10 protein-coding genes, 1 tRNA gene and 1 pseudogene are annotated in these 12,925 nt (G+C 26.2%); 6 read left to right on the top strand and 6 right to left on the bottom strand.

Annotation, left to right across the window (positions count from 1 at the left end):
• A pseudogene (locus tag Q0K52_RS12915) lies at positions 1-2,075 on the bottom strand (AAA family ATPase); the annotation flags it as partial.
• A 65-nt stretch (positions 2,076-2,140) separates the two neighbouring features.
• Positions 2,141-4,237 (bottom strand): hypothetical protein, encoded by a 2,097-nt coding sequence (locus Q0K52_RS12910; protein ID WP_297300065.1) that lies wholly within the window; start codon positions 4,235-4,237, stop codon positions 2,141-2,143.
• A 491-nt stretch (positions 4,238-4,728) separates the two neighbouring features.
• On the opposite strand from Q0K52_RS12910, the gene Q0K52_RS12905 reads away from it, so the two are divergent.
• On the top strand, positions 4,729-5,331 hold the full coding sequence (locus Q0K52_RS12905; protein WP_297300063.1) for an HAD-IA family hydrolase: 603 nt from the start codon (positions 4,729-4,731) through the stop codon (positions 5,329-5,331).
• Positions 5,332-5,336: 5 nt separating this feature from the next.
• Positions 5,337-7,136 carry an ATP-binding protein gene (locus Q0K52_RS12900; RefSeq protein ID WP_297300061.1) on the top strand — a complete coding sequence of 600 codons (1,800 nt, stop codon included), beginning with the start codon at positions 5,337-5,339 and terminating at the stop codon, positions 7,134-7,136.
• Here the strand turns inward: Q0K52_RS12900 and Q0K52_RS12895 are convergent.
• Positions 7,131-7,487, bottom strand: coding sequence for a response regulator (locus Q0K52_RS12895; RefSeq protein WP_297300059.1), 357 nt, complete (start codon positions 7,485-7,487; stop codon positions 7,131-7,133). The genes Q0K52_RS12900 and Q0K52_RS12895 overlap by 6 nt on opposite strands.
• Positions 7,488-7,515: 28 nt before the next feature.
• Positions 7,516-7,599: transfer RNA gene (locus Q0K52_RS12890), tRNA-Leu, on the bottom strand.
• A 166-nt stretch (positions 7,600-7,765) separates the two neighbouring features.
• Here Q0K52_RS12890 and Q0K52_RS12885 point away from each other — a divergent pair.
• Positions 7,766-8,776 (top strand): hypothetical protein, encoded by a 1,011-nt coding sequence (locus Q0K52_RS12885; RefSeq protein WP_297300057.1) that lies wholly within the window; start codon positions 7,766-7,768, stop codon positions 8,774-8,776.
• 103 nt (positions 8,777-8,879) lie between these two features.
• On the top strand, positions 8,880-10,019 hold the full coding sequence (locus tag Q0K52_RS12880; RefSeq protein ID WP_297300055.1) for an HD domain-containing phosphohydrolase: 1,140 nt from the start codon (positions 8,880-8,882) through the stop codon (positions 10,017-10,019).
• A gap of 2 nt (positions 10,020-10,021) precedes the next feature.
• Here the strand turns inward: Q0K52_RS12880 and Q0K52_RS12875 are convergent, their stop codons facing one another.
• Both Q0K52_RS12875 and Q0K52_RS12870 read right to left on the bottom strand, forming a co-directional pair.
• Positions 10,022-10,354: a hypothetical protein gene (locus Q0K52_RS12875; protein WP_297300053.1), complete on the bottom strand. Its 333-nt coding sequence runs from the start codon at positions 10,352-10,354 to the stop codon at positions 10,022-10,024.
• A 2-nt stretch (positions 10,355-10,356) separates the two neighbouring features.
• A complete protein-coding gene (locus tag Q0K52_RS12870) occupies positions 10,357-10,830 on the bottom strand; it encodes a chemotaxis protein CheX (protein WP_297300051.1) in 474 nt (157 codons plus the stop codon).
• 207 nt (positions 10,831-11,037) lie between these two features.
• Here Q0K52_RS12870 and Q0K52_RS12865 point away from each other — a divergent pair, with 207 nt between their 5' ends.
• Both Q0K52_RS12865 and Q0K52_RS12860 read left to right on the top strand, forming a co-directional pair.
• A complete protein-coding gene (locus Q0K52_RS12865; RefSeq protein ID WP_297300049.1) occupies positions 11,038-11,355 on the top strand; it encodes a hypothetical protein in 318 nt (105 codons plus the stop codon).
• Between the two features lie 2 nt (positions 11,356-11,357).
• On the top strand, positions 11,358-12,925 hold a 1,568-nt coding region (locus Q0K52_RS12860), incomplete at its 3' end, for a hypothetical protein (protein ID WP_297300047.1).

The raw sequence follows: 12,925 nt of genomic DNA, 5'->3' as shown, positions 1-12,925 counted from the left end.
TCTTCATTATTTTCATCAAGAACATCGTCTAGGCTAGGAATATCTTCTAAATCATCAATAGTATCTTCGATGTTGCTATCTTCATCTTCTTTATTTTCTTCTTGTTCTTCGTTATTCTCCTCCTCATTTTCACCAAGAACATCGTCTAGGCTAGGAATATCTTCTAAATCATCAATAGTATCTTCGATGTTGCTGTCTTCATCTTCTTTATTTTCTTCTTGTTCTTCGTTGTTATCTTCATTATTTTCATCGAGAACATCGTCTAGGCTAGGAATATCTTCTAAATCATCAATAGTATCTTCAATGTTGCTGTCTTCATCTTCTTTATTTTCTTCTTGTTCTTCGTTATTCTCCTCCTCATTTTCACCAAGAATATCATCTAGGCTAGGAATATCTTCTAAATCATCAATAGTATCTTCAATGTTGCTGTCTTCATCTTCTTTATTTTCATCTTGTTCTTCGTTGTTATCTTCATTATTTTCATTGAGAACATCGTCTAGGCTAGGAATATCTTCTAAATCATCAATAGTATCTTCAATGTTGCTGTCTTCATCTTGATCAACACCATCTAACTTATGTAATTCCTCTATATCTTCAGGTGTTTCTTCCATATTTGATAGTTCTTCAAGATCATCTTCTTTATCTTCATCTATGATGTCGTCTAAATTAGGAATTTCATCAAAATCTTCTGTAAGATTATCATCTAAAGAAGATACATCATCTAATTTTATATTCTCATCTGTATCATTGTCTTCATCTTCCAAAGTATCATCTAAAGAAGATACATCATCTAATTTTATATTCTCGTCTGTATCATTGTCTTCATCTTCCAAAGTATCATTTAAAGAAGACATATCATCTAATTTTATATTCTCATCAGCATCATCTTCCTCATCTTGAGTTCTTTCACCGCCGTCCTCTAATATATCATCTAATGATGGTATATCATTATCATCATTTTCTTCTACTTCTATATCTTCAACATCATCAATTTTTGGTAAATCAACTTTATTTTCTCTTGTAATTCTTTCTTTTTTATCTCTGTTAAAGAATTTTATACTATCATTATCTAATGGTTCTATATCATTATCATAATCATCTATATTGAATTCTTCATCATTTACAATATTAGCATTAGCATAATTATTTTCTAAAGGCTCGCTTTTATCGTATATATCTTCTTCATCAGCATTACTGTTATCATCTTCTTTATTTTCTCTATTTTTTTCAATTAAAGATGTAATCAATAAAAATATAAATGATAAACCTAAAAGAGCTAGTATTATATATTTTAAATATTTTTGTATTATAGGAACATTTAATTCTAGTATACCTATATTAAAATTATCTATATCTTTTACTTTGCTTGAATAGAAAGTGAAAGTATTATTATCTACTTCTATAGTTTCAGAGCTTCCAACTTCTTTATTCATATATTGAGTTAAACTATCTCTTGATATGCTGTTAATATCAATAGAAGAATTGTAATAAACAACGCCATTAGGAAGCACAACAAAATTTAAATTATAAGAAGTATTTTCAAATATTTTTTTGAATACACTTGCAACTATGTATCCAACTTCTATTCCTCTGTCATTTCTTATAGGCTTAACAAAATAAACTCCGTCATAATCTTTATCAAAGAATGCTTTTGCCTCAGATTTTTTATAACTTTCCAAATCTACAGGCTTGGTTTTTACAGGTGATGAAAATACCGGCTTTCCGTCAGCTAAATATAATGCTACAGTGTCAAAAGGATAATTTCCGCTTCTAAATATAGATATTATTCTTTCTTTTTCATTTTCATCTATACCGTTTAATATAACCTGCTGCAATAAATTAATAAAAGGATAGCTTTCAACTATTTTATTAAGTCTTGCATCATAGTCTTGAACTAAACTTACTATACTGTTCTGACAAATCAAAGCATTTCTATCAAGTTTTTTTGTATCAACATCGAATGCATCTTTTTTTAGACCAAATACGAATGTTATAAATAGGGCAAGTACTATTATATTTATTAAAATAGATATATATACAAAGACAGATATACTATTATTATGTTTGTCAGACATATAAATCACCTCTAAACACTATGTTTATTTTTTCTTACTAATATTTTTACTGTATCAAAATCAAATTATTTTTTTGTTATATTTCTCTTAGCATCTTCTTCAGCTTTGCTTATTATAGAAGACAACATCTTATCAAAAGCAGCAAATACATCATCAGTTCTTACTGAACTAGAAGCTTTTTCTTCTTTAGGAGTATTATTATTTTCTTCAGCTTTTTCTGCTTCATTTTCTTTTTTTGTTTTTATATTATCGATAGCTTTATTATATGAATTTAATATATCCTTACTAATATCAGTAGAATCACTTTTCATATAACTGTCATTTTTCTTAAATAAGTTTTTAGCTGTATCTTCTTCTTTATTTTTTGATAATAAGTTATTTTTTATTATATTTTTATTTATTACTTCATTGTTATCAATTTTTCTGTATTCAGAATTATTTTCTTCAGCATCTTTTATTATGCTTCCATTATCTAATGATAAAGCTTTAGTTATAAAATCATTTTGTAATGATGGGGTATGATCTTCTTTATCAGTAGATAATTGCTCATCAGAAATAGACATATATTCTTCTTCTGATTTAATTTCTTCATCTTCTGAATCTATATCTTCTAATATTTCTTCGTCTTCAATTTCTTCTTCAGCATAAGATATTTCTTCTTCTGAAGTATTTTCATCTGATACAATGTTTTCTTCTATTACAGAATTTTCTTCAGAATAATCTTCTTCTGTAACATATTCTTCTATAGAATTTTGAATTTCTTCTTCATCTTCAATTCCAGCAAATGCATATTCAATAGCTTTTGTATGTTCTTCTTCTAAATCTTTATTTATATTAGCAAAAGCCATTTCTATATCATCATAATCTATATTATTTTCATTTGAAGATTCTGTATTTTCTTCAATACTTTCCTCACTTTCCTCAACTTCTTCTTTATCTTTTAAATCATCTTTTGTAATAGCAAATCTATTTTTGCATTCATTTATTTCTTCTTTTATGGTTGAAACTATATTTAATATATCTTTACCAATATTGAATTTATCTTCTTTTTCAGTTTCGTTTTCTTCTTTTTTCAAATATTCTTCAGGTATTTTATACTGTACCTTTTGAATCATAGGAGGCATTTCCTCTATAGTATTTGATTTAGGCAATTCAACATTTACAATATTTTTATTTAAAAGTTCATCGCTTCCTTTTACGCTTTCAACATAATCTTTATTGCTTTTAAATTGCATAATATATTTGAAGAATTCTATTACTCCTTTAATTACTAATTGACAGAGCAATATTAATAATGCAGTTATAGCTAATACTATAAGTTCAAAGTAATTAGGATACTCTTTTCCTATCATAGAAACAGAAAGAGAATCATTAACTATAAAACTAGGCTGTTTTTTATAGTATGCATATCTATTTATAACACTAGATACTTTTTCTATATTGTTTTCACCTACGGATTCTCTTACATTATACACAGAATTTCTTGAGTCGCTTACATAAAGTCTTTTATCAGCAACTTGATAATACATAGCTATATCAGATACATAAGCATAATCATTTCTAGTAGTAACTATAATTTCACCATAAGGATTTTTTATATATTCCATTATATAAAAGGCATTTTCATTAGTAGCATTTAATACTAAAGAACCTTTTGTTTTTATTTCGTTTATTAAAGTATCTTGAAGTTCTAAAGGCCAAGATTTGTTTCTTGATAAGTATAAGTTAAGAAGCATTTTTCCTTCAGTATTGAAAACAGTCATTCCTCTTAAGTATGGATTTTCAACAGTCATTTTATAATAATTGTTTTTATATTTATCCAATTGAGCTTTAGTTGCTGTGTTGTTTGGATTAAAATCTTTTAGTGAATCTGAAGTTTGATACATACTATATCCTACATAATCAGATATAGATTGAGTTATTAGATTAACCTGATATTCAGATACACTATTTCTTTTTATTTTCATTTTTACTGCCATTTTATCAACACTTTGCATCATCATATCTAAATAATCATTTATGAATATGGCTACACTGCTGTTTTCAGGCAATATTGTATTGCTTGCAGCTCTTGCAAACATAGCAACTATGAATATAAGCAGAAATGATATCATCAAACTAAGTATAGTTTTTATTATTTTTTGATTTTTGTTTTCATTCATAATACTTAAGCCTTTTACAATAAAATTGTCTTATACGAAATATATAAAAAACTACTATTAGTTATCGGTTAAAGCAAATTTTACTTGAAAGTTTTATTATTATGATTAAGAAATTATATTGAATGGGAAATGTTACTGATTTGTTGAAAAATATATAAAAAAGCTCCGCTGAGCCGTATACGACATAAATGCGCCTGACTATTTGCGTCAGGTGGGTTCCTCAGAAACATGACCTTGATTTCTCAAAACCGTATCGCGATAACGGCGAGCCTATCATTAATGCTTCGCTCTAGATCCCTAATGCATTAATTTATACTGGCGCAAGAATGTACAATCGCTTAACGAGAACAGCAGAGTTGTTATTAATATAAATGCTTTTTGATAATTTGTCAATACTGTAAAGATTATATTAACATAGTTTTACTATTGACAAAGCTTTTTATAGAAAATATAATAATATTATTATTTCTTTAATATTGAAAAGGTTTAATATGATTAAAAATATAATCTCTGATATAGGTAATGTACTATATGCTTTCAGTACAGAAAATTTTATAAATAAATATGTAGATGAGAATGACAGAGATGAATTTTTACTTAATACATTCGGCAGTAAAAATTGGTTTCTTATGGATAAAGGCGATGTTAGTTTTGAAGATTCTAGAAAACATTTTATAAGTGTATGTCCTAAGTATGAAGAAGCTATTAATAAACTTTTTGATAGTTCTTTAACTTTATGCCTTGATAAGCATCATAATAATATAAATTTGTTAAAAGAATATAAAAATAAAGGTTTTAATATATATTATCTTTCTAATATGCCTTCAGAAACTTTTGAGGTTTTAAGAAAAGAAACTGACTTTTTTGATAATACATGTGTAGGAGGCGTAATTTCTGCTCATATAAAAATGGCTAAACCTAATAGAGATATTTATGAATATTTTTTGAATAAATTCAATGTAAAAGGCAGTGAATGTTTGTTTATAGATGATAATATCAATAATGTCAATGCTGCTATTAATGTCGGTATAAATGCTGCAGAATTAAAGAAAATAGACTATATGCATACAGTATTAGAAGAAAATATTAAATAATAACTATGAAAGTTATAAAGAAAATATATACAAAAATAAAAACTAGATATGGTATAGTATTTCCCGGTCTTATAATTACTTTTACTTTTTTGATTCTTATAGTTTCTATAGGTATAAGCAGTTTTATATATGAGCCTAATATAGTTGATCCTTTCTATGCATTTGCTGTAATATTTTTTCCTTCAGCAAGTATAGTGGCAGGCGTAATAATTATAATAAAATTCATAGTTGATGCCATTTTTAAAAAGGAAGGCTCTCATTTAAAATTGGTTATAGTATTTATAATGGGGCTTATGACTGTAGTACCAAGTATGGTTATAAGCAAAATATCCACTTATATTATAAAAAGCAATCTTGATTTATTTGTAGATCAAAATTTGAATAATTCTATATCTTATATAATTGATGTATCAAATAATGAATTAGTAGATAAACAAAATTATATGATAAGTACTGTTTCTAATGTTGGAATTAACTATTTTAATAATATATATAATGATATTAATACGGAAAATTTTAATTATACTAATTATGTGAATGTGGATAAAAAAATAAAAGAACTAGGATACTTTAATAATATAGTTTTTTTATCTAATTCTTATAATGGAAACAACATAATATTTTTTAATTCAGGTAATTATATACCTCTTGATATTAATTATAAATTAAATAATGATAACATTATGTTTATTAATAGTGAATATAATGGTTTGTTTTATGTTAATGCTATAATACCTTTGTCCTACAGCAATAATTATGTAATTTGGTCTGAAGTTATGCCGCAAAACTATATAGAAATTAGGAATTCTGCTTTAGAGGCTTTTAGAATATATAATTCAGTTAATATGTTTACAAGTGAATTTTCTATGATACTTAGCCTTTTATATCTGTTTATATTAGGAATATCAACTTTTTTCTCTATAATATTTGGTATAGCTTTATCAAGGCTTATAACAAGACCTATAAGTTTAATACTTAATGCTACTAACTCTATAACTAATGCTGATTTTAACATAGATATGAAACTTGGCGGTGTGCATGATATGAGAAATCTCATTCATAGGTTTAATGTTATGGCTAGAGCTTTGAAATACCATAGAGATAGGGAAGATGCAAGGGCTAGGCTTGAAACTTGGAGGGAAGCGGCTATAAAAGTTGCTCATGAAATAAAAAATCCTCTTATGCCAATAATAATGAATGCTGAACTTATAGATAGAAAATTAAGTACAAATATGAGTGAAAAAGATATTGATAGGATAAAAAAATCTACATCTGTCATAGTAAAAAATGCCAATGTAATATCCGGGCTTGTTAAATCTTTTTCAGAATTTTCTTTTGCTATTAAACTTTCTGATGAAAAACAATCTATTAATAGTGTAATTATTGAAGTGATAGAATCATTTAGAAATGCAAGTAATGTGAAATTTAGCATTGTTTTGAGCAAACATGATTATTTTATTAATATGGATAGAGAAAAATTTATAATGGCTTTTAGAAATTTGATAAAAAATTCAATAGAAGCTATGGAAAATTCTAAAAGATCAATAATTTATATTTCTTCATACCATGAAATTATAGAATTAAATGAGTTTTTCATAATAAGTATAACAGATACAGGAATAGGTATAGACAGTAATAATTTGCATAAGATATTTGAACCATATTTTACATCTAAATCCAAAGGTACAGGAATAGGACTTGCTACAGTAGAAAAAATAATATCTGAACATAATGGAACCATAGATGTAGAATCAATAGTAGGGGAAGGAACAACTTTCTTTATAAAGTTTATGATAGAATCATAAAGATTCAATTTTTGTTACTAATTTATTTATATGAGAAGGATATTTCATACAGATAATATTAAATTTTTGTGCTTCTCTTTCAATATCAATATCAATATTTTCGCATAAGAAGAATATTGTAAATTCATTAAATTCCGGTAATTTTTTTAATTCACTTATGAATTCCATAACATTAATCCATACGAGATTAGGATTAAAAACTAATATTCTTATGCTGTATTTATATATTTTACTTATGAGTTCATATAGATTTTCAGCTATGAAAACTTTTATAGATGAGCTTTCTAAAGCAGCTTTAATTTTATTATATCTGTTATTATCATCATCTACTATTATAGCTGAGTAATTCATAGGGCAAACCCCAAATTGTAAGATAATGTGCCGAGAGAGGGACTCGAACCCTCACTGAGTTGCCTCAGGCAGATTTTGAGTCTGCTGCGTCTACCAATTTCGCCATCTCGGCATTATGTAATTATCATTTCTAATAAATTACCTTTTTTAATTGCTTTAAATTATATGTTAAAAACGATAAAAATCAAGTAAAAGTTTTATATTTTTTCTTTTTTTATAGTTATATGTTTTATTTATTGTAAAATATGGTAAAATAATTATATATATGAGGGTTACTTATGAAGATTACATTAGATATGTCTATATCGAAATTATTAGATGCATTTGACAGAGAATTTGGCGTATCATTAGGTATATATAAAGGTGCCCATAAATCTGATAATATAAAATTATTTGAAATAGCCGATCCTAGAAAAAATCAAAAAGCTTTTATTGTTATTAATAAGGATACCAGTGTAGAGAGTGCTGAAGCTATGTTCAGAAATACATTCGGCATAAGAGTTCAGATTAAAGATAAGAATGGAAATACAGTAAGTCAGGAAAATACTTTAGGAGGAATTAGAAAATTAGATAAAGGTTATGTTGATGATGATAATAAAAGCAATATTAATTTAGTAGATGATGAAAATGCTGAAAATAATGAATCTTCAGAAGATGATGATAAGAAGAAAAAAAAGAAAAAAGCATATTTTTTAAAACCTAAAGTTGTAAAGCATACAGTAGAAGATAAAATAAAAGAGATAGATAGATATTATTTAAGTTTTCAAAGATTTGAGAGATATAAAAATATGCTTAATCTTTTATCATGTATGGAAGAAGCTAAATTAGCATATCCGGATTCTAAGGAACTTATAGATCATATTGAAGATATAAAGTCAAAATCTTTAAATATATCGAATTTGAGCATAAAAAAAAGGAAATTTGCCATATTAGTATTGATTATAGTAACATCTATTTTAGCTATAGTCGGCATAGGTATATGGGGGCATAATTTATATCAGAAAATTAGAAAGGATAGAGAGGCAGATAGTATAATTAAAGAAATAGATAGTTTGAGAATTAGAAAAGGCTCATTAATGGAAAGCGGAAATATATCGGAAGCTAATGCTATAGATGAGAGTATTAATTCAAAATCAGAAAGACTTAATAGTATTCAGAATGAAAATACAGTATATGTTGCTAATTATTTCTTGATAATAGCATTTTTTATGGCGATAATAGTGGCATTATTGATATTAAGGCTTAATAAATACAATCTAACCTCAATAAGATTTGGTAAAAACACATAATATTTTTATTATATAATTATTATACTTGATAATATATTACTATATGGTATTATATAACTTAACATAATGCTTTTTTTTATTTATTTGAGAGAGAGGATTTTCAATGGCTAAAATTATTATACCATTAAGCGATTTAAAAGAAGGAATGAAAATAGCTAGTAATATATATAATAGTGATGAAAAAAGAATCATAGATATAGGCACCATAGTTACAAAAGATATTATAGAAACATTAAAAAGAAATTCTATTACAACAGTAAGTGTAATGGAGCTTTTAGACCTCAAAAAAGAAAATACAGTTAATACAGAAGGAACAGCTAAAAAGCCAGTTATAAGAGGTATATTAGAAGAAAACGGTAAAAAAATATTAAAAATTGATAGTGAAGAAGTAGTTAAAGCCAAGCAAAATACCATAGAAAAAACTAAATCTTTATATGAAACTGCTAAAAGCGGAGGAAGCATAGATTTTGATTCTATGAAAAAAGAAGTTAATAAAATGCTTACTTCTATACTAGATAATAAAGAAGCACATTCCTATCTTTCTATGCTAAAACGTAAAGATGAAACAATGTATAAACATGCAGTAGATGTTGCTACTTTATCAGCCATTACTGCTGAAGAATTAAATTTAACAAAAGTAGATGTAGCCAATATAATGCTTGGTGCATTGGTTCATGATATAGGTAAGGTTCTTATACAGGAAAGTTTATTAACAAAAATAAATCTTACCAAGGAAGAAGAAGCTATAATAAAAAAACACCCTACACAAGGATATAAACTTGTAAAAAGGGACAATTTAGATGATAATATAGCAGATATTGTTTTAGAGCATCATGAAAAATATGATGGAAGCGGATATCCATTCCAAAAAGATAATAAAGATATAAGTACTTATAGTAAAATAGTTTCTGTTTGTAATACATTCAACAATTTAATAACAAAAGGAGAAAGAGGAATACCTTGTACTCCTGATAAAGCAGTAAAAATTATAATATCCCTTGCTAAAAAAGAGTTTGACAGTGATGTTGTAAAAGCATTCCAAAAGGCAATAGGTTTTTATCCTAATAATACAAGAGTAAAGCTTTCAAATGGTTCTATAGCAAGAGTAATAGAGCAAAATCCTACTTTACCATTAAGACCTGTTCTATCTATAGTAAAGCACCTTGATGGAAGTGTTAGTGATGGATTGGAAGTAGTGGATTTATCTACTTCAAATGACTTGTTTATTAAAGAAATATTATAAATTTAGTATTTAAGTTTCTGTTTTTTGCTTAAAAGTCTTATTAAATATCTTAATTCATACTTTGAATAGTAATCTTTTACCATTGTAACTCCTCTTTTATTGAAAAAAGAGAAGTAATGGTATTTTTCTAGAGTTTCTAAAAGTTTGGAAAAATGTTCTTCTTCTAATTTGAATGCTTCTGATACTTCTTTTAAAGAATATAATTTTTCATCATCTTGAAAGTATTTATTTAAAAATTTATTTGATTTTATTGTTATGCAAATATTATCAATAATGACTTTTATTACTATAGTTATAATAAATAATATTATGAAATATTGTAATATTTTAGGCATTATCAATTAGTTTGATTAAACAAAATCAAGTTCATAAATATTTCACCTAATTCTGTTTTATAATTGATAGATAATATTTTATCATTTTCTTTTTCAAGCATAGATAATTGCTCACTCATAAGAATAGCTGGAGGAGTCATATCTAAATCTATATGTTTTGTAGATAAATCATTAATAGCACTTCCTGCAACCATATTAACAAATTCTTTAATAGTTGCAATAAATATGTCATCTATAGTAGTTATAGATTCCATATTAAGAGCTGAAGCTAATTTAAATGCAGTGGCTTTACTCATATTAAACATAAGTCTTCCGCTTAAATCTCCTGTAATACCAACAAAAACTATAACACCGCCTACATGATTAGCATTTCTATATATTCTAACGTCACCTTTGCCAACTTTTGAATTAAAATAACTTTTTAATATAATTACTGTACCTTTGCTGAAAGCATTTACTACATCTAAGTCAAACATATTTATAACACCATATAATTGTATTTTTTTTATTATCGGAAATTAATATAATATTTTTAACAGTATACTACTATTATATAATTTATCAAGTTAAAATATAATTATTTTTAATTGATAATATTTTTACATAAATCTTGACTACAAATAAAAAGAATGATATCATTAAAATAAAATTATATAATAAATGAATGAATAACCGATAATATTATGAGAGATAGAATACTTTGTTTGTCTTTTATATTGTTAATATTTTTATTTGGCGTTTTTATAAAGACAGTTTATAAGAGTAGTGAGCCAAATGAAACTTTAATTAGTATTACAGTAAAAGGAGCGGTTGTTAATCAGGGTGTGTATTTTTGTAAATGCGGTGATTCGGTAGCAAATGTATTAGAATTATGCGGCGGAATGACAGAACTTGGTTATTTGCCTGAAGGATTTGACTACAATATGCCGATAACTAATGATATTACAATTAATATACCAAAAAGGTATTCGACTATAAGAAAAAATTATGAAGAGAATTGATAGTGGAAAAAGAATTCGCTAGTATTTTTGAAGATAATAATGACATCTCGCTCAATGAGTATGATATAAATAAACTTATAGAAAAAACTATGAAAATCAATGAGAATGAATTTCCGGTTATATCTATTGGTAATACAGATAAAGATAGTCCTAAGATAAAAGGTAAAGTTACAAGCAAAGAATATCAGAATGATCCTGAAGCTCATGAAGTAAATATAAATGATTATATTAAAGAAGAACAAGAAAATGAGCTAGAAGCTTATACAGACGAAGAAAATAAAAAATATAAAACATTAGAAGAAAGTTTAAGTTTGTCTGAAAATGATATAGAAGTTGCAGATCATATAGTTGAGTCTGAATTGGATATGTCATCTCTTTTTGCTAATCCTATAACTCCTGTTGATTCAAATAATGAAGAATCATCAGAAAATAAAGAGGGTGATAATACTGAAGGAACAGAACAAAAAGAGTTATCTGATGAACAAACTTATATAATGGAACATATCTATTCTAAAGAACAAGATGATATACTTAAAGAATCTGAAGAAGAGTCTTTAAAAGAAGATGAGTTAAATGTATTAGAATCAGTTGATGATTTTAAGTTGGAAGATTCTTTTAATAACAAAAATCCTTTAGATGATGAAGAAGGAGAATCTGAAAACTCTGATAAATTATATATGAAAGAGTATACAGATGAAGAACTTCTTGATATAAATAATATTGAAGATGATGAAGATACTGCAGGAAATCAATCTTCATCAGATGAAGCAATATCTAATTCTGATAGTGAATCAGAAAAAACTGAAGAAAGTGAATTGGAATCTAAAAATGAATTTCCTTCATTAGAAGAAGCATTAAGTAATGAAGAATTATCTGATTTGGAAGAAGGTTTAGAAGAATTAGATAATCTACAAGAAGAAAGTACAACAGAAGAAACATCAACATCAGAAGAACCAGTTTCAGAACATAAAGAATATACAGACGAGGAATTATTAGATTCAAGTTTAATAGAAGAAGAACCAGAAACTGAAGTAGTAGAAGAAAGTTCATCAATATCTGAAACTCCAGCAGAAGAAACATCAGAGAATAAAGAAGAAGTTCTATCAGATGATAATTTAAGTAATGAAGAATTATCTAATTTGGAAGAAGGTTTAGAAGAATTAGACGATTTACAAGAAGAAAGTACAACAGAAGAAACAGCAACATCAGAAGAACCTGCTGCAGAACATAAAGAATATACAGATGAGGAATTATTAGATTCAAGTTTAATAGAAGAAGAACCAGAAACTGAGGTATCAGAAGAAAGTTCATCAATATCTGAAGCACCAGCAGAAGAAACATCAGAGAATAAAGAAGAAGTTCCATCAGATGGTAATTTAAGTAATGAAAAATTATCTAATTTAGAAGAATCAGATAATCTACAAGAAGAAAATAAAACAGAAGAAACATCAACATCAGAAGAGCCAGTTTCAGAACATAAAGAATATACAGATGAGGAATTATTAGATTCAAGTTTAATAGAAGAAGAACCAGAAACTGAAGTAGTAGAAGAAAGTTCATCAATATCTGA

This window comes from uncultured Brachyspira sp., assembly GCF_944390845.1.
GTDB classification, from domain to species: Bacteria; Spirochaetota; Brachyspiria; order Brachyspirales; family Brachyspiraceae; genus Brachyspira; species Brachyspira pulli.
The sequence above is the reverse complement of the archived record's forward strand: the minus strand, read 5'-3'. Positions and strand labels throughout refer to the sequence as shown.